14 protein-coding genes are annotated in these 18,327 nt (G+C 54.7%); 8 read left to right on the forward strand and 6 right to left on the reverse strand.

All coding sequences use genetic code 11. The annotated features are described in order from the left end of the window. Positions 1–6 precede the first annotated feature (6 nt). A complete protein-coding gene (locus tag MCON_RS05720) occupies positions 7–657 on the forward strand; it encodes a hypothetical protein (protein ID WP_157863690.1) in 651 nt (216 codons plus the stop codon). On the opposite strand, the gene MCON_RS05725 is transcribed toward MCON_RS05720, so the two are convergent. From MCON_RS05725 to MCON_RS05735, 3 genes are all read right to left on the reverse strand, one after another. Beyond that, positions 654–4,514 carry a tetratricopeptide repeat protein gene (locus MCON_RS05725; RefSeq protein ID WP_013719071.1) on the reverse strand — a complete coding sequence of 1,287 codons (3,861 nt, stop codon included), beginning with the start codon at positions 4,512–4,514 and terminating at the stop codon, positions 654–656. The two genes, MCON_RS05720 and MCON_RS05725, sit on opposite strands and share 4 nt — an antisense overlap. Before the next feature lie 319 nt (positions 4,515–4,833). After that, positions 4,834–5,211 (reverse strand): 4Fe-4S binding protein, encoded by a 378-nt coding sequence (locus tag MCON_RS05730; RefSeq protein ID WP_232844377.1) that lies wholly within the window; start codon positions 5,209–5,211, stop codon positions 4,834–4,836. A gap of 11 nt (positions 5,212–5,222) precedes the next feature. Next, positions 5,223–6,725, reverse strand: coding sequence for a homocysteine biosynthesis protein (locus MCON_RS05735; RefSeq protein WP_048131975.1), 1,503 nt, complete (start codon positions 6,723–6,725; stop codon positions 5,223–5,225). 89 nt (positions 6,726–6,814) lie between these two features. Between MCON_RS05735 and MCON_RS05740 the strand changes: the two genes are divergently transcribed. Further along, positions 6,815–8,317: a B12-binding domain-containing radical SAM protein gene (locus MCON_RS05740; RefSeq protein ID WP_013719074.1), complete on the forward strand. Its 1,503-nt coding sequence runs from the start codon at positions 6,815–6,817 to the stop codon at positions 8,315–8,317. 165 nt (positions 8,318–8,482) lie between these two features. Here MCON_RS05740 and MCON_RS05745 read toward each other — a convergent pair whose 3' ends face one another. After that, positions 8,483–8,785: a DUF2551 domain-containing protein gene (locus tag MCON_RS05745; RefSeq protein ID WP_013719075.1), complete on the reverse strand. Its 303-nt coding sequence runs from the start codon at positions 8,783–8,785 to the stop codon at positions 8,483–8,485. A 38-nt stretch (positions 8,786–8,823) separates the two neighbouring features. Continuing rightward, positions 8,824–9,963 carry a radical SAM protein gene (locus tag MCON_RS05750; protein WP_232844350.1) on the reverse strand — a complete coding sequence of 380 codons (1,140 nt, stop codon included), beginning with the start codon at positions 9,961–9,963 and terminating at the stop codon, positions 8,824–8,826. Positions 9,964–10,017: 54 nt separating this feature from the next. Between MCON_RS05750 and iorA the strand changes: the two genes are divergently transcribed. The 6 genes from iorA (at position 10,018) to MCON_RS05780 (ending at position 15,653) form a co-directional block, all read left to right on the forward strand. Continuing rightward, entirely contained in the window at positions 10,018–11,802 is a 1,785-nt protein-coding gene (gene iorA / locus MCON_RS05755; protein WP_013719077.1) for an indolepyruvate ferredoxin oxidoreductase subunit alpha, read from the forward strand. After that, complete coding sequence (locus tag MCON_RS05760; RefSeq protein WP_013719078.1) at positions 11,799–12,386, forward strand: indolepyruvate oxidoreductase subunit beta; 588 nt, start codon at positions 11,799–11,801, stop codon at positions 12,384–12,386. The genes iorA and MCON_RS05760 overlap by 4 nt, the downstream gene beginning before the upstream one ends. Before the next feature lie 17 nt (positions 12,387–12,403). Continuing rightward, positions 12,404–13,033: a HEAT repeat domain-containing protein gene (locus MCON_RS05765; protein ID WP_013719079.1), complete on the forward strand. Its 630-nt coding sequence runs from the start codon at positions 12,404–12,406 to the stop codon at positions 13,031–13,033. A 61-nt stretch (positions 13,034–13,094) separates the two neighbouring features. Further along, the gene (locus tag MCON_RS05770) at positions 13,095–13,331 is read left to right on the forward strand and encodes a dodecin family protein (protein ID WP_013719080.1); all 237 of its coding nucleotides are present in this window, start codon (positions 13,095–13,097) and stop codon (positions 13,329–13,331) included. Positions 13,332–13,409: 78 nt separating this feature from the next. Next, positions 13,410–14,534 (forward strand): glycosyltransferase family 2 protein, encoded by a 1,125-nt coding sequence (locus MCON_RS05775; protein ID WP_013719081.1) that lies wholly within the window; start codon positions 13,410–13,412, stop codon positions 14,532–14,534. Between the two features lie 3 nt (positions 14,535–14,537). Then, the gene (locus MCON_RS05780; protein ID WP_013719082.1) at positions 14,538–15,653 is read left to right on the forward strand and encodes a glycosyltransferase family 4 protein; all 1,116 of its coding nucleotides are present in this window, start codon (positions 14,538–14,540) and stop codon (positions 15,651–15,653) included. A 447-nt stretch (positions 15,654–16,100) separates the two neighbouring features. Here the strand turns inward: MCON_RS05780 and MCON_RS05785 are convergent, their stop codons facing one another. Then, positions 16,101–17,588 (reverse strand): ATP-binding protein, encoded by a 1,488-nt coding sequence (locus tag MCON_RS05785; protein WP_048131977.1) that lies wholly within the window; start codon positions 17,586–17,588, stop codon positions 16,101–16,103. Positions 17,589–18,327 lie beyond the last annotated feature (739 nt).

The raw sequence follows: 18,327 nt of genomic DNA on the forward strand, positions 1-18,327 counted from the left end.
ATGAGAATGGAAACCATGCAAGATCTCCTGGAGAAAGTTCAAGAGTTTGCCTTTCATGATTTTGGCAAAGAAGAGGCTAAAAAGCTCTTCGGCTGGGATGTCGCAGAGATACTGGTCAACAGCTCGAAGGAAGATGAAAATCACATTCTAATCATATTTAATAATAATTTTATGCTCTTCATCAGGTACTTCCTAAACCTCGATCCCTCTCAGACCGATGATACCTGTGAGTTCATCCTGAGCCTGAAGACTGACCTCACTTCTCGCATAAAGTATTCAATCAACTACGGAAATTATATTCACGGCCAGGGATACATACGCTTCAGGGTGGCAGACACAAAGAACAGAATGGTTCAGGTGATGCTGGAGGAGTTCTATATCCCGGCGATAAAGAACGTCTACAAGCCCATAATCGAAAGGTTCAAGGGATTCTATGGCAAGGACTTCTTCGGAGTAGAGGCTGACGGCAATGGCGGACAGATATATTATGCACCGATACGCAATATGAGCGAGCACAAGGGAGCCCGGCTGGGCGATGTGATCGGCAGGCTGACTGAGCTGGAGCTGCTCTTAAAAGATCCCCATATCAGGCAGGATCTGGCCAAGGTCGACCTCCAGCTCAGCCTTCTCCCCTCCATGATGGATTCGGGCCTCTAGCCAATTCTTCTGCATTCCAGCTTATGGGGAAGCTCCTCCAGAAGCTTCTCATAATCCTCTTCTCCAAGCCTCTCTCGCAGTAGGCTGGCCTGACGGCCTTCCTCCGGCTGAGACGCTTCAGCCTCCAGGAACTCTATCGCCTTTTCTGAGATCTGGCGGATGGTGGATGAAGGAATCCGATCCCCCTCCTTCCCGGCCAGCCGCAATGCACCGGCATAGTCCGCCCGTGCCTCCTCCTTCTTTCCGGTGCGGGCTTCGCACTCCGCCAGATCGACGGTAGCCAGGAGACTGAGATCAGCATGTCCCAGAATCCTGGCCTGGCGCTGTCTCAACATGGCCATCTCTTCTGCTCGCTGATAATCATCCTGAGCCAAGAAGAGGAGGGTCATATCGCGGTAGACCTCTATGAGATCCAGCGATGCACCCAGCCGGCCGAAGATCACAAGAGCCTGTTTCATCCTTCTTAGAGCATCCTCATAATCCCCGCTGGCCAGGGCTAGCCGACCAAGAGATGAGATGGCTTTTGCCTCCTCATAGGAGAGAGACAGCTTCCGAGATAAAGCCAGGGCCTTCTCAAAGCAGCTCTTTGCCTCCGGATAGAGCATATCCTTAAGAAAGCGCTCTCCCTGAGCTCTATAAAGCTGGATTTTCAAAGGCGGATAGTCAGTGCGAGAGACCTGAGTCTCTGCCTGGGAGAGATAGAAGCGGGATTGCATCGAATGCCCCTCTTGAATATTGAACAGAGCGGCGGCGATGTAGCCCTCACATAGATCGGGCAATGCCCCCAGGCCCTCCAGAATGCCTATTGACTGGGAGAAAAGCTCAATTGCTTCATCCGATCTGCCCATCTGGCCGGAGATGATTCCCAGGTTCAATTTGGCTGAAGCTACACAGGGCAGGGCATCTAGATCCTGGAAGATGTCCAAAGCCACATCAAATAGCGTTCTGGCCCGGTTGAGGTCTCCCATATCCTTGTAGACCAGGGCCATATTGAAGAGAACCTGGCCACGGTTGTAGACCTCTCCAGTCTGGTCAAACCTCTCCACGCTCCTCTTATAGCAGGCAATGGCTTCTGCCCACTGGCCGCTATCTGTGTAGCTGCCGGCGAGGGCTGAAAGGACCTCCCCCTGGCCGGAGAGGTCGCCTGTCTCCTCCAACTCCTCCAGCTGTCTCTTGTACTCCTCGATATCAGGGGAAATCTCGCCCCGTCCTGCCCGGATCATATCGATGCTGGCCTGCATCTCCGCCGCGCCCGCTTGATCCTTGAGGCGCCGGTATATCTCCAGAGCCCTCTGAAAGTGCTCTGCTGCTAGATCGCGCTCTCCTTGGCGGTGGTAGAGGTTTCCCATGTTTCCCAGCACCTGGGCAATGCCGGCTGAGTCCTCCAGCTTTTCAAAGAGGCTCAGGCTCTTGCTATAGCTATCCAGAGCATCCGCCCACTGACCTCTCTTATAGCAGAGGCCTGCGACATTGCTCAGGACCGAGGCCTCGCTCTCCATATCCCCTGCCTTCCCGAAGCCCTCCAGGCTCAAGCGATAGTTCTCTAAGGCAGCGGCCCAGTCACCCTGCCGGTAGCACATATTGCCCAGGTTGTTCCTGGCTACCGAAACGGAGTACTCGTCCCCCAGCCCCTCCATAATCGCCAGGCTCTCATTGTAGTCCTCCAGGGCCTCATCCCACTGGCCAAGATCGGCATGGAGATTTCCCAGAGCGCACTGGACTGCCGCCACTGCCGAAAGATCATCTCTGGAACGGAGGGCCTCCAGAACCTGAGCATACCTGGTCAGAGCCTCCTGCCATCTACCCCTTCTCAGGAGCAGATTTACCATGGACTCGAGCGCCTCGATCATCGACCTGGAGTCCCCTCCCACAATCTGCAGATCGAGACATTTTCGGTAGCACTCCAGTGCTCCCTCCAGATCGCCTCTCTCGGCCATGCTCCTTGCCAGGCCATAGAGCGATCTAGCCTCCCCTCGAGCGTCACCCAGTTCCCTGAAGCCATCTATGCTCTGCTGGTACAGTTCCTCTGCTCGCTCCTCCTCCCCAGACTGAAGATAGACGCCTGCCAGATTTCCCAGGGTAACTGCCATGCCGTGCCCATCGTTCAGAACACGCCTCGCCTCCAGGCCCTGACGGTAGCATAAGATGGCATGCATGAGATCCCCTCGATCGGAGTAGAGGTTTCCCAGGTTGTTCTCCGCTGCAGCCAGACCCCGCAGGTCCCCATTATCCTCAAATGCCCTGGCCGCCCCTTCAAAACAGGACTGGGCCTGATCCCACTCCCCTCCGAGCTGATAGATCAGCCCCAGGCTCAGCCTGTTGCCGGCAGCACCAATTTGATCCCCCAGATCCTCCTTTGTGGCAATGCTCTTTTCCAAGAACTCCCCCGCAAGGTGAAGATCGCCCCTGCTCTGATAGACAAGGCCGATGTTAGACTGGACCATCGATGCACCCTGTCTGTCTCCCTGCTGGCAGAATGAATTATAGGCATGAGAATACATCTGCAGGGCAACATCCAGATCTCCTTTCAGATGATATACGCCGCCCAGATTGGATAGGGCCTCAGCCGCTGCTGTCACCTCGCCCATTTCCATGAAGAGATCCGCCGCCCTCTGGTAGCACTCGATCGCCTCCGGCCAATCAGAGCAGTCGCAGCAGATCCTGGCAATGCAATTCAGAGCCTCTGCAGATCCACTCAGATCTTTGGATCTCTCCCTGATCTTCAGGCTCTCCCGGGAGCATTGCAGTGCCATTTCCAACTGCCCCTGCTTATGGTGAACGCCCGCCAGAATAACCAGAGCCCGGGCAAGGGAGGAGGAATCTTTATGCTCTTTCATGATCGCTATTGCCCTTTGAAGGTGGTCTTCTGCCAGGGTCCAATTCCCGTCCTCCAGGAAGCATTGACCCATCCGGCAGAGGGCCTTGGAGGCGAGAGAGGGATGGCCCTTCTGCAATGCCGCCAAGCTCCGGCCATAGAGCTCCAGAGCTTCCTTTAGCCTTCCCTCATGAAAATAGATATCAGCAAGACGGCACTGCATCTCTGCCGCTCCGGATTGATCTTTCAGATCGGCCAGCAGATGGCTGGCTGATTGCAGACTGATCTGGGCCCTCTTGCCGTTGCCGGTCTGAGAGTAGATGCTAGCGAGGGAGGCAAGAGCCCGAGCTGCCCCCACGGGATCATCCGACAGCTCCCTCTCCTTCAGAATGGTCTGATACAGCTTCTCCGCCTTTTCCATATCGCCTTGAATCTGGCAGAGCTCTGCCAGGTTGCTGGTAGCCTCCATCCGCCCTTTTTTGTCCCTTGGATCGAGCACCTCCAGGATGCGGGAATAGCAGATCTGGGCCTGATGGTACTCACCCTGCAGGCGGCGGGCGCGGCCCAGCCTCTCCAGGACCTGAGGCAGAAGGCGTGGCCTTTTAGCCATATCGATAGCAACGAGAGCCTTCTCATAACACTGGCAGGCCCGGGCCCAGTCCTCCTCCTCACCGTAGAGGGCCCCCAAGCATAGGAGGATACTGGCTAATGAATCATCATCAGAGAGAATCTGGGCCAGATCCGAAGCATTGCTGTAGTATTCAATTGCCGCCTGATGAAAGAAGAGATGGTGAGCAAGCCTTCCCAGATTGAACCATGCCTGAACGCTGTTGACCACAGAGGCATAATCCTCCAGGTCGGTGAGGCGCCTTTTCATAACCTCCTCATCGGAGGAGAGCATGGCCTCAATGAAAGAGGATAATAACGATGGAACGCCAACGGATAGGCTCTTCAGCCTCTCGGGATCGTAGCCCTCGGGATCGGAGAGCATCTCGGCGAAGGAGCCGAGGGAGGAGACGACGCTCTCAGAGCTCGAGTCCATATTCGCCCCCCAAGATAGGATGGGAAATTGAAGGATATTTATTCGATTTGAGGACTGCAGCATGTCTGAATACCCCTTTATGCTTAAGGAAGGCTGCATTATCACCTGCCATGAGATCGGCATCAAATAACATATTATATCATCCCCACAATCGTTTTAAAATTCTTCGGCCGACATACCACACCACTATATACTGTTCGACCATATAAATTCTTCTATTTCTTCATAATGTTAATCAAAAAATGTGTGCACCTTAATATTAATATTGGAATTAACATATAAAACAAAAGACAAAAAAGCTCGGCTCCCGTTGGGGGAGCTACTTCAAGACCAGCTTTAGGGCCCTCTGCGGACAGCCCACAACGCAGGCTCCGCATTGAATGCACTTTCCCGAGTCGGCGACCACCCGCCAATCCTCAAAGCGAAACGTTCCGGTGGGACATATTGATACGCATGCCCCGCAGTTCACGCATTCGGACTCATCCCTGATCACCGGGATCTCCAGAGGAACCACCCTTACTCCCCGCCTCTCAAAGGCCTCCATTACCTCCTGGACCTTCTCAGGCGGAACCTCCAGGACTATCTCGCCGCTCACTGCATTGATGCTCGCCCTCTCGATGTTAACCAGAGCCTCAGTCTCCAGAATCACTGAGGCGATGAGGGGATGGCGGACAATGCCCGGAGCCACATGAAGCATCAGCTTCAAGGCTATCGCCTCCGGGCCAAGAGGCGAGAGAGATGATTGCTGGTAATCATTCCTATCACCTTATGCTCTCTGTCCACCACCGGCAGGGCAGAGATGCTATGAGTATCCAGGGTGCGGGCAGCGAGCTCAATTGGCTCATCCAAGCGGACCGAATGGACCCGACGGGTCATGATCTCCGCTATGCGGGATGGTTTTCCGCTGGCCACCGCTTTGGATATATCCCAGGCAGTTATAATGCCGATCAGCCTTCCATCCCGGGAGACCACCGGCAGATGGTCGAAGCTGCCGCTGATGATCAGCTTTGCCGCCTTCTCCACCGGGATATCCTCAAAGACGGTAACCACATCCCTGCTCATGACATCTCCCACATTGGGCGACTCCTTGGTCTGCTTCATGGGCCGGCTGCTTCCCACCCGGGATAGGGGTTCTGCTGCCTGGCTGAGCAGGAACTCGCCCCGCTCCACCTGCTCCTTTAATGTCCGGGCAACCTCTCTTGCCATCTGGAAGCTGGATAGAGGAGAGCAGGAGACCTCTTTGCCCCCCAGGTCGATCGTGCCCGACTTCAGCTCCTCATAGCTGACCATCCTCACCGAGGGCTTATCCCTGCGCTGGATGCCATAGTCCTGCACCGGGACGGTGATATCGCTGTCCCGCACGGCAGTGCTCTTGGCGAGCCTCTCATTTAACATCGGTATGGGAATTCCTATCCCCAGGTAAAGGCTGGGGCCATATTTATGAAATGTTGCTGCCCGCAGGAAGCTGTTGTTCATCCTCTTAAGGTCGCCGGTGACCATCAGAGTGGAGAAGCCATTCTCAGGATTATGCTGGGTTCCCGCGCCTATGACATAGCCCTGAGCCCCCGCCAGGAAGATGCGCGTACCTACCCCGATGTACTCGAAGCCCGGATCGTTGGAGAGGGGAGAGAGCACCCCTGCACCGCTGTAATGGACATTGCCAAGACCCGGAAGGAGGGTGCCCATGTAGGTGTGCATCGTCCGGTCGGAGGAGTTGGTAGCGGCATTGTAACGCTGATAGGCATTGCGGGGATTGACCACTGTGGCCTGGTTGAAGTCCTCCAGCCTGAGGCTGGTCTCCAGATCCATCTGAGGGTAGCAGTCCGAGGGAGATCCATGAGCCTCGACCTCAATCTGCTTTCCAATTACCAGGTCCTCCATAACATGCGCCCCGCCATACTCGATCCCCCGGTCCTCAGAGGGCTGGGTCGCTCCTAAGAAGAGGTCGACGGCGGCGATGCCCCCATAGGCCTCCACCCTGTTCAGATAGGCGCGGGCGATCTTTATGGGAGGATCGCTATGGCCCAAATTGAGAAAAACCCCGGAAGAGCACATGGCGCCGAAGGTACCAGTGGTGACGACATCCACCTCACGCACCGCTCCCGCCGTGCCCAGCTCATCCACGAGATCTGGCATCTCCTCAGCCGTAACAACGCGGGCCGAGCCGTTGCGAATGCGTTCGTTGATCTCCGATAACGACTTCTCTTGCACATCGGCAAAGGGGGGGCGATCCGATAAAAACTTATTGGGCTAGCACTGCCAATAACGTTATCTGCCAAAAGAGAATCAGAGGTCGATATATGGCGCAATTTCCAGGGAAGAGAATCGTCCTCACCAGCGATACCACCATGATGAGCAGCTATCATGGAGGGGTGATGCTCGGCTTTGCTGCCATCATGCCCAGGGCAACCCTGCCCGATTGGATCTTCCAGAACTTCTTCTGCCCGCCAGTGCCGGCGTTGGAGGACGGATCGGCGGCAACTGCCCCCTGCGGCATGAGAAAGGTGGAAGCGGCACTCCTGGAGTCCGGATTCTCCAGGGATGAGGTGATGGTGGCCCATCCCCTTCACCTTGACCGGGCCATCGGACCGGAGACCAGGATCGTGGGGATAACCCATGATGACCCCATGGGAAAGATCGCCCTCCGGGAAATAGAGGATATCATCCGCCGCGGCCCGCCCTTCAACCGCTCTCGGTTCATCGAGCTTTTAAGTCACCCCCTGATAAGAGAGCACCGGCCACGAGTAGTCCTGGGTGGAAACGGCGCCTGGGAGGTCATGGGGGAGAAGGTGGATGTCGACCACATCTACCTGGGAGAGGGCGAGAGCGATTTTCCCGAGATCTGCCGGCAGATCATAAGAGGAGAGAACGTTCCGGAGGTGTTGCGGGGATCGGCGGTGCCTGGGGATAAGATACCGGTAAACAGAGGAGCGACCATTGGCGGAATTGTGGAGATCGGCAGGGGCTGCTGGAGAGGATGCGCCTTCTGCTCGCCCACCATGCGCTCTGTGCGCCACAGGCCTATTGAAAATATTCTTAAAGACGTGCGGGTGAACCTGGAATGCGGCCAAGAGGATATCATCCTCCACAGCGAGGACGTCTTCTCCTATGGCTCCAAAGGCACAAGGCCGAATGAAAAGAAGATGACTGAGCTCGTGACCGAAGTCAAGAAGCTGGGGCCGAAGACGATGGACTTCTCCCATCTCAGCCTGGCCTCGGTCCACTCCAACCAGGGTCTATTAAGAGAGATCTCCAAGATCGTGGGCATAGGCTCGGATCAGAACCACATGTCTGCCTGGATAGGGATAGAGACGGGGAGCTGCCGCATCCTGAAGATGCATATGCCCCAAAAGGCGCTTCCTGGAGAGACGGAGAACTGGCCCCAGATCGTAGAGGACTGCTACCGCCTCTTCGACGAGGAATCCTGGCTTCCCGTGGCCAGCCTGGTTTTGGGCCTGCCTGGAGAGACGGCAGAGGATGTCATCCGGACCACGGAGCTGGTGGAGTCTCTGAAAGATTACACCGGCCTAATGCTCCCCCTCTTTTTCACCACCATCGCCGAGACGAAACTGGGCGGCACAAGGGGCTTTTCAAAGGCCGATGCCTTGCCCGAGCACTGGCATCTGGTAGGTCTGTGTCTTGAGTACAACCTAAAGCATTTGAAGAAGCTGCACCAGCTATACAAAGAGAGGATGACTGCAGGACCACTGGTTCACGCTGCCTTGACCGGAGTGAACTTGATCGCAGACGTCGCACTTAATAAATATCTGAAGAGAATGAAAAGAGGCGAGCCGCCCAACTGAGCCCCTGCCTAGCGGTGGCATATGGAGCTGAGAAGCGGAAGAGACGTTCTAGCACCAGCGTCACGCTATCATTATAGTACTAGAGGTATTCTTATGCAAACACAAATATTTTGCCATTGACATGTCGGAATTGCCGAGCGCGCATCCGGATTCAGAGATATTAGATCAATAATTCTCCAAAACAGACCTCACCACTCCTTTGTGGTCCCCCTTTAGGGAGTAAACGTTGTGATCCCCAGAGACATCAATGCTCAAAATGCCCAGGCGAGTGTTCATGAGCCCGACCATCGCCGAAACCCCTCGGTAGCTGACGTCAAAGCCCTCCTTCGCGAGATAGGTGAAGACGTCCTCCGTGGTATAGGCACCATCGCTTAGGAAAAGCTTCAAGACCGCCTTCCGGATTCCCACGCCATCTCGCTTAAGATAATTCCTCAGTCTTTCCTGGATTCGTTCTTCCGCGCTCTCCATCCGGCAAAATCACCGCCTCGAAAGAATGGATTTAAGGATTATAAAGGTATTCTCTCCACGACCGGTCCATCCTGCAGAGGATACCTCTCAATTATACAAAGATCGCATTTGCAGCCCTCTAGATCCGGGCATATCTCCTCCAGAATCCAGGCGGCGATCTCGATCCTTCCTTCCAGGCAGGAGTACATTTCAGCAGGCACCTCCAGCCCATCGATGATCCCCAGCGCTGACTTTAGATCACCCTCCTTACCCTCAATTATGCCGTGGATTATGGTTCCCTCTTCTGTGATGTAGTCCAGCGGCCGGGATGTCCTCTCCGCCCGGCGTCGCAGTCTCTCTCTCAGCTGCACAGCATCCTTGAAGCGGGAGGGACAGTAATGCACCTTGATGTCATCCAATAGATAGCCTCGGGCCATCTCTTCGCTGCCTTCTGCACCGCAGCCCAGGTCCAGGGGCAAAAAACCCTCTTCCATTAGACGAGAGAAGTTGGTCTCTGAGAACTCAAGCTCATTTAGGTTCAGAAAGGCATCTGCTTCTCGGACGGCATGAACGATCTGGGGCGCTGGCTTATATGCCGGGATCTCCACCCCAGCCTGCAATCCCAATGCCTTTGCCTCCTCCAGGACCTCCTTTAGTCCGACTGGATCAGACCATTCCTCATCAGGCGGATGGAAGCGGATCTCATCCAGGCCGGCTCTTACCAGCCTCTTCAGGACAGATCTGTTGGGCAGAATGCCGGTGTAGAGGTGGATATGGTGCTCGCTTCCGAACTCCTCCTTCAATGCCCGGATGCAATCCAAGACATAGTCCAGCCTTAAGAGGGGCTCTCCTCCCGTGATCCCCGTGCCCAGGGCGCCGATGGCCCTGCCCTCGCTCAGGATATCAGCCAGCTCTCCCACCGGCTGCTCATCGGCATATGCCACATCCTTTCCCCTTCGATCCTCGGAGATTGGGCAGTAAAAGCAGCCCCGTTCGCACCGGCCAGTGACGAAGAGGACCAGGCCCGCCCCCTGCCGACAGATCTGGCAGCCAGGGGAGAGGTAGTTGTAGATCGATCCCACAGAATCGGATTGCCACTGGAGCATGATTGCAGGAAAGGTGGGTTGGATTATCAATTTTGTGGAATCGGCTGAGCACAGGGGCAGCGGCATCAAAACGGTTATCAGAGAGAAGGGCATTGATCCTTTCAAAGAAAGAATATAATTAAAATATATTTAAAAGGATGGTTCTTTGTGAGAGAATATCTCCTCGGAAATGCAGCTATCGCCAAAGGACTGCTGGAGGCGGGGATCGGACTTGCCGCCGGCTACCCGGGAACTCCCTCCTCAGAGATCATTGAGGGCCTGGTGGAGCTGAAAGGCGATCTGCCCCTACATATAGAATGGTCTGTGAACGAGAAGGTGGCGCTGGAGGTGGCGGCAGGTGCCTCTTGGACCGGCTGCCGCTCCGTGGCCACCATGAAGCATGTGGGCCTGAACGTGGCCGCCGACCCCTTCATGACCCTGGCCTACCTGGGGGTAGGAGCAGGGCTGCTGGTGATCTGTGCCGATGATCCCTTCTGCCATTCATCCCAGAATGAGCAGGACTCACGACGCTTCGCCCAGTTCGCCTCCATTCCCTGTCTGGATCCTGCCGACCCCCAGGAGGCCCGGGATATGGCGATCTATGGCCTGGAGCTGTCGGAGAAATTCAACATCCCGGTAATGCTCCGGCCCACCACCCGCGTCTCTCATGCCCGGGCGGATGTGGAGGTGAGCCAGGATCGACCAATTCCAGTCGAGCGCCGTTTCGTCAAGAATCCTGCGCGACGGGTGGCCCTGCCAAGCCATGCCCGGCCGCTCCACCACGAGCTTTTGGCCAAGCAGCCAGCAATAGAAGAGGAGCTGGAGGGGTGCCCCTGGAACAGGCTAACCCTCCGGGGGGAGACGGGAGTGATAGCCTCGGGGATTGCCGGTCTGTATGCCGAAGAGGCCCTGACGGATCTGGACCTTGACCACACTCTGCTCAGGATTGGAGCCTATCCCGCCCCAAAGAAGCTGATATGCCGCATGCTCGAGCATGTCTCGAGGGTGCTGGTGATAGAAGAGCTGGAGCCGGTGGTCGAAGAACAGGTGGCGATGCTGGCAGGGAAGATAAATCCCTCCATACAGATCCTGGGCAAGGAAAAGGAGATCCCTCGCGAGGGAGAACTGGACCTTATTACGGTGAGAAATGCCCTGGCCAGGATGAACGGCCTGGGTATTATGGAGAGAGCATCCTTTGCAGCAGCGGAGATAGTCCCACCCCGGCCTCCGGCTTTATGTCCAGGCTGCAGCCACCGTGCCACCTACTATGCCATGAGACGGGTCTATGGCAAGAAGGCGATCTATCCCAGCGACATAGGCTGCTATACCATGGCAGTGGGCATGGGGACGGTTGATACCTGTCTGTGCATGGGGGCGAGCATCAGCCTCGCCAGCGGCATAAGATTCGGCGGTGAGACGGAGGGGATCTGCGCAAGCCTCGGAGACTCCACCTTCCTGCATGGAGGCATGACCGGCCTATTGAATGCCGCCTACAATAAGGCCAGGATCACAGTGACAATTCTGGACAACTCCACCACCGCCATGACCGGCCATCAGCCTCATCCGGGAACCGGGGTCACTGCCACCGGCGAGCCCACGGCCCAGGTCTCGCTGGAGGAGCTGGCCAGGGCTTTGGGGGCAGGGCTGGTCGAGACCGTTGATCCCTACGACCTTGAGGGGACGATGGAGGGATTCCAGAGGGCTAAGGATTTTCCCGGCCTATCGGTAGTCATCGCCAGACAGCCCTGCGTGATCAAGGCCCGCCGAAGCGGGACACGGCCACGGGCCTTCAAGGTGAGCGATGAGTGTCAGGGATGCAGGATCTGTGTGGAGTACGGCTGCCCGGCCATTGAGTTTGAGGGAGAGATGGCAAAGATCAACAATCTATGCACCGGCTGCGGGATCTGCGCCCAGATCTGCCCCAGCTCTGCCATTTTGGAGGTGGAGATATGAGAACCTCAGAATGCGATATGGTGATCGTCGGCGTCGGCGGCCAGGGAGTGATATTGATATCAGACGTGATCGGCAGGGCAGGAGTCCTGGCGGGAAAGCCGGTGCGAGGCGCGGAGACCCACGGCATGGCCCAGAGAGGGGGGAGCGTGATCAATCACACCCGAATAGGATGCCGCTTCAGCCCCTTGGTCGCTCCGGGCAGCGCCGATCTCTTGATCGCCCTGGAGCCAGCTGAGGCCCTGCGATTTGGCCATTTCCTCTCCCCAGATGGGGTGGCCCTGATCAGCAACCAGCCGGTCCTGCCGGTAACTGTCACCACCGGAAGAGCCCGGTATCCCTCTTTAGATGATCTGATAGAGCCGCTTTGTGGCCAATGCCAGAGGGTCCTGGCCCTGGATGCCACCGCCCTGGCGCGGAAGGCGGGAACCGCTCAGGCCATGAACGTGGTGATGCTCGGCGCCCTTTCCCAGTATATTCCCCTCTCAGAGGAGCATATCATCCAAGCCCTGGTTGAGGTTGTGCCGCCAAAGCATCTGGAGGCAAATAAGAGGGCATTTGCATTGGGAAAAGCTGAAGTAGAATAGGGGAGATAGACCAGTCTATGGAAGAAGAGAAAAAAATGGTTGAGAACAAGCCAGAAGAAAACAAAACTGAGGAGAAGGCAGAGCCTGTAATCACCCGGAGCATGAGGGAAGAGGCCTGCCCAACCTGCGGAGCGACAGAGCCCTCCATGCCTGCCGTCCTCCCCGACATGAGCTGGTCCATAGAGAAGCTGATCGCCGCCACCAAGGACAAGCATATGCTTGTGCGCTCCAACGCCATCATGCTCCTCTCTAAACGGGATATATCTGAGTCCCTGGAGGCTTTAATTGAGGCCCTCAAAGACGAGGAGTATCTGGTAAAGAGCAATGCCATGGTGGCCATTGCCGGATATGGAAAGCAGGTATCCGATCGCATGATCGAGGCCCTGGAAGATGCAGACAAGGATGTGCGTGCGGGAGCGGCCTGGGTGATCGGTGAGCTGAAGGAGAACCGGGCGGTGGCTGCTTTAGAGAAGGTGGCCAAGGACGACTATCCCCTGGCCAGGATCCAGGCAAAGGCCTCTTTGATCGCCATGGGCAGGGGACCCAAGAAGCCAGAGGCTCAGCCTCCTGTGGCTCAGACGTCTGAAGATTCAACCGAAGAAGGGGACAAAGAGGCAGAGAAGAGCGAAGAGAAGAAGGCAGAATAGATCTGCGAATCTTTTTTCTTTTCAGACAAAATATATCAATCATAAGAGCATAGAATATGTTATGGAAGCCCCAATAGGCAAGAGCGTGTACAATTTTATCGATCTCGTGGGAACCTCAAATGAAAGCTGGGAGGACGCTGTCCAATCTGCAATCAATACTGCGAACCGAAAACTGACCAACGTAAGAATTGCCGAGGTCACGAGGATGGACACCAGGCTTAGAGAGGGAGGGATAATGGAGTACAGGGTAAGGGTGACTCTCTCCTTTAAGCATGAGGTCGAGCCCGAGACGCTCTGAGCTCAAAATAATCCCCGGATTCCGGGAGATGATCTATAAAAGGAAAGGCTTAACAGCTAAACTAAAGTAAGGGAAAATGTGCCCCGGATAAGCCTGATCATCCCCACCAGAAACGAATCCCAAACCATACGCCAGTGTATCCAAAGGGCACTGGAGGCCTTCGAGAAGGCGGGCCTTGAGGGAGAGATAATCGTTGCGGACAGTTCCACCGACCAGACGGCGGATATCGCTGCCTCCTGCGGGGCGAAGGTTGTATTCCCCCAGAGGCTGGGGTATGGCAATGCATACCTATTGGGTTTCCAGGAGGCTGGAGGGGACTATATATTTCTCATGGACGGGGACCTCACCTACGACCCCGAGACCATTTTGGATATGCTTCCCTGCCTGGAGAGCGGCGAGTATGACCTGGTCATGGGATCGAGGCTCAAAGGCAGGATCATCCCAGGAGCGATGCCCGCCCTTCATCGTTATGTAGGAAATCCTATTTTGACCTGGATTTTGAACAGGCTCTTCTCTGCCGGAATCTCCGACGCCCATTGCGGTCTGCGTGGCATAACCAGGGATGCCCTCTATAAGCTGAACCTCAGGTCCGGGGGAATGGAGTTCGCCTCGGAGATGGTGATCGAGGCCGCCTCCCGCGGCTTGAGGATTGCTGAGGTTCCCATTACCTACTATCCCCGCCGGGGAGACTCCAAGCTGAACTCGTTCACCGATGGCTGGAGGCATATGCGATTCATGATGCTCTACCGGCCAGGGCCCTTTCTGCTCGTCCCGGGCCTGGTAGCACTCCTCCTCGGCCTGATCCTGGCAGTGGTGGTTTACATAGAGGGTGGCTCGAGGATGCATTCCTTGATCCTGGGGGGACTGCTGCTGATCATCGGCTATCAGATGCTTCTTGCCGGGATGCATTTCAGAGCTTTTGGCGCTGCCTGGGGCCTTTCCAGGTCGAGCGGAATGAAGAAGCTTATCAGCTACCATTCCCTGGAAAAAGAGCTCTTAATAGGGCTGGCTCTGCTGGCAGCGGGAATTGTCATTGGCCTCGTGGTCCTCATGAGGTGGAGAGGGGCGGGCTTTGGTGCATTGGATGCCGCCCAGAACGCTATGGTGGCCATGATACTCACCATTCTTGGAATTCAGACCATCTTCTCCGGGATGTTCATCAGCCTGCTATTGCTTTACAATGGGCACCAGGATGGCGAATAAGAGGTGGAGATCGCTTATGTGTACGATGCCGTCTATCCCTGGGTCAAAGGCGGTGCGGAGAAGAGGATCTATGAGATCTCCCGAAGGCTGGCGGCGCGCGGGCATGTCGTCCACTGCTACGGCATGAAATGGTGGCAGGGAGAGGACGAGATCGAAAGAGAGGGCGTTCGCTTTCATGGCATATGCGAGCCCAGGCCCCTTTATGTCAATGGAAAGAGATCGATTGGAGAGGCTGCCTACTTTGCCGCCAGGCTGCTTTCTCACCCCTCAAAGGAGGCGGTGGTCGACTGCCAGAATTTTCCTTATCTGTCCTGCTTTTCCGCTCGTCTCTTGAACAGTTGGAGGAAGAAGAACCAGAAGCTCTTTATCACCTGGCATGAGGTCTGGAAAGATTACTGGCATGAGTACCTGGGAAAGAAGGGAGAAATTGGCAGGATCACGGAATTGATCGCTGCCCGGCTGACCGATCGCAACCTGGCAGTATCGAAGAGGACGGCCAGGGATCTGGAGAGCCTGGGGGCAAGAGGGGTACAGGTGGTGCCAAACGGCATCGACTGGCAAAAGATCGAGGGGATAGCGCCCTCCCCAAAGAGTTTTGATATCGTTTTTGCCGGAAGGCTGGCCGCCCATAAGAATATCCACCTCCTAATTCAGGCGGTGAGCATAATGAAGTCAGAGATCCCGGATGTGCGGGCGGCGATCATTGGCGACGGGCCGGAGATGGAGAGGCTGAGATCGCTGACAGGGAAATTGGGGCTGGAGAAAAATATCGAGTTCTGCGGATTTCTGGAGAACTATGATGATGCTCTGGCCCTGATGAAGTCCTCCCGGGCCTTCGCCTCACCCTCCACCAGAGAGGGATTCGGCATGGCCGCCCTGGATGCCAATGCCTGCGGCCTGCCGGTGGTGACTGTCGAGCACAGGATGAATGCTGTGATGGATCTGGTCACAGAGAATACCGGGATCATCTGCCCGCCTGCGCCCGAGGATCTGGCAGACGGCCTCCTTTTGGCTCTTCAAGAGAGCCCGAGGATGCGCAGGCCCTGCCTGAAGCTGGCACAGGGCTACGACTGGGAGAGGATCTGCGATCTGGTGGAAAAGATCTATGAGGAGGAGTAGATCTGAGGGTAAGATGCAGATAGGAAGAGAGGAATTCTGCGAGACTCGGACAACCCAATTTTAGAGGAGGATAAGGTGGATCTTCTGACCAGACCGATACTGATTGCTCAGAGCGAGGAGCCGAATAATATATTACATCTTAAAAGCTAACCATATTACCAACTGTATTGTATACAACTATAAATATAACGGTCCCGGGCAGAACCACTAGCAAAAGGCGGGAACCAACCAACAATAGCTTGAATTAAAAGTCACTCAAGTCCGGCCTTCTTCGCAATCCTATTAGCCCAAAGGCGAGGAAGGAGCACCTATCATGGCAATCATCAAGTACCCATCAAGTACCCATCAAGTACCCATCAAGTGCATGAAAACCACCAGAGCCTTTCGATTTTCCGTGATTTCTGACTGCCTTGCCATGCCAATTAGTTCGATTCTATCAAGTATCCATCAAGTAATCTTGTCCCTTCTTGGGTCAGCCCAAAACGGGATATATCGCATCAATTTCGGCGCTGCGCTTGGATCGTAGGGAAGGACAAGGCCGGAATCCACTGCTTCGCGGATGAGACGAGAGGCAAGAGCAAGGTTCCTCTGCTCGATGCCAAACCGCTCTCGAATTGAGGTATTTGTCATATTTTCCCTGTTAACATAGCGCAGGCAGGCATGCAAATACACGGCTCTAACGCGATCTGCCTTGTCCATCTTGGTCAATGGACGATGCGCAAACAGCACTACTCGAGTATGATCACTTGTAGCCTCCAGCAAAGGAGCTGGAAGTTGGTACAACTCTGTTTGAAACACCACTTTATCCCATCCACTGCCACGCTCTTCGCAAATTCCGAACCGACGCATGAGTGCAGCCAATGCCTCGTTACGAGATCGAGGAGGCGTATCCACAAAGCGATATGTATCAACTAATGGCTTACCTGGATTGGTAACCTCTATGCGGTCCGCAAAGATTTCCACCATCGGGCTCGCACCTGCAATTGAAAAATCCTGATGGATGAGCGCATTGGCCACAAGTTCGCGTACCGCCAACTCGGGAAACATAGGTACTTTCTTGCGTAAAGCTTGTCCAATTAGCTCATTAGAAGGCAGCAAACCATTGATGTATTCGATAAGACCTTCAAAACCACTAGCATAACCCTTCACAAGGACATATTCCTTGATAGTCTCAATTCGATTATTTCCTCGATACTGAATCACTCGTATAGGTTTGCGCTTAAGTGCTGTGAAGCTATCTATCCTCTTGGCAAGCAAAATCGCGCCAAGGTTGGTTATATCCCAGCCACTTGCCTCACAGGGTGCAATCAGACTATCATTGGCCAGCGCTTCCAAGATACCAGCACGACTCTCAGGTAATGGAAGCTTCAGCAAATCAAAAAAGGCAGGGTAGTCTAACAGCTTTAGTACTTCCTCTCCGCTAACTCGCTCTGCCGCCATACTGCTCTCGAATGGATATCGATCAAAAATATGCCAAAGAGCTCGTTCCTTCTCTGGGAAATCCTTGAGTCTTTTCTTGTATGAGCCTACCCGGATGAACTCATTACCCTTGAACTGCACAGGTTGGCGGGAAGCGCGTCCAATTTCTAGCAACACCACAGATAGCCCCTCCACCTTGACTTCGAAGAACTGGAAATGGATTCTAGGTGACAATTCGTGGAGCAGCCAATTTTCCAACTCCTCATTACCTACTTTTGTAGTTTTTGGCGAAAACTGAGTGCCTATTATTGAATGATTTCCATCACTCACCCCCCACACTATATAGGCCGAGCTTTTACCAGCCAGCGCAGCGGAATTCGATAATGCAGAAATATATTCACCGATATCATGAGGTTCAGCGTAATTGCTTTTGAACTCTACCCATTCGGCTTCTCGAGGCTGTTTGGATAGCTCATGTACTAAACTGATAATGTAGTCGTTGGTACGTTCATTAATTAATATCCCTCACGGGCAAGCTCTGAATCATTCAGTCTTCGTCTTAGCTTCAGCCAAAATATATACCTTGTCGAACATCTTCGATACTTCGATATCCTCCTGAGATTGATTATGTTTTGCAGAACACCTCATATTCCCTGTGGTGGTATGCACCCCAAATAAGCCTCTTTTAATTGTTTTAGATCGCCCCTCAGCTCCGTGATATGCTCTCACCTCATCCCAGTTTTGAAGATTTGGGTGCATGTCCAATGCCTAACGCGGCAGAGAACCCGCAGCCATGCCCCGAATTTCCCAATCTTTCAGATAGCGGCTGTCAAATCATCACCCTTCATGCTATCCATAGCAGGATACCTCCCCCGGAGGAGGAGCGAGAAGCTGCAAAGGCCGAGGCCGCCGCTCTGAAGATTTCCCGCCGGAGTGGTCGATAAGGAATATGGGACGAAGAGGATGCTGTAATGCATCGATCAGGCAAAAATTTTTGCCCCGCACTTGTGTTGGTTGGTCGACAAGAGCGGACATCATTGAAGCTGCTGCAACTACGTGCTAGTTTCAATTAAGGGGCTCTTCGCTGAATTATGTGGGTCAGGCCCGGCAGCGGTTATAGTCTCTGTTCCTCTGCGCCTCTGTGGTTGGGTCAGAGCATAGCGGTTCACCCCAGATGCAAAAGGATGCAGACAATTTCCGATTCAAGTTCACCCATGCCAAATAGCGAGAGGAGCCAAAATCGATTTATCCCTAA

This window comes from Methanothrix soehngenii GP6, assembly GCF_000204415.1.
Classification (GTDB): Archaea; Halobacteriota; Methanosarcinia; order Methanotrichales; family Methanotrichaceae; genus Methanothrix; species Methanothrix soehngenii.

Coding starts and splice junctions, on each gene's coding strand:
- MCON_RS05720 (WP_157863690.1), top strand. CDS start 7: ATGGAAACCATGCAAGATCTCCTGGAGAAAGTTCAAGAGTTTGCCTTT.
- MCON_RS05725 (WP_013719071.1), bottom strand. CDS start 4,514: ATGGACTCGAGCTCTGAGAGCGTCGTCTCCTCCCTCGGCTCCTTCGCC.
- MCON_RS05730 (WP_232844377.1), bottom strand. CDS start 5,211: ATGCTTCATGTGGCTCCGGGCATTGTCCGCCATCCCCTCATCGCCTCA.
- MCON_RS05740 (WP_013719074.1), top strand. CDS start 6,815: ATGGCGCAATTTCCAGGGAAGAGAATCGTCCTCACCAGCGATACCACC.
- MCON_RS05745 (WP_013719075.1), bottom strand. CDS start 8,785: ATGGAGAGCGCGGAAGAACGAATCCAGGAAAGACTGAGGAATTATCTT.
- MCON_RS05750 (WP_232844350.1), bottom strand. CDS start 9,963: ATGCCCTTCTCTCTGATAACCGTTTTGATGCCGCTGCCCCTGTGCTCA.
- MCON_RS05760 (WP_013719078.1), top strand. CDS start 11,799: ATGAGAACCTCAGAATGCGATATGGTGATCGTCGGCGTCGGCGGCCAG.
- MCON_RS05765 (WP_013719079.1), top strand. CDS start 12,404: ATGGAAGAAGAGAAAAAAATGGTTGAGAACAAGCCAGAAGAAAACAAA.
- MCON_RS05770 (WP_013719080.1), top strand. CDS start 13,095: ATGGAAGCCCCAATAGGCAAGAGCGTGTACAATTTTATCGATCTCGTG.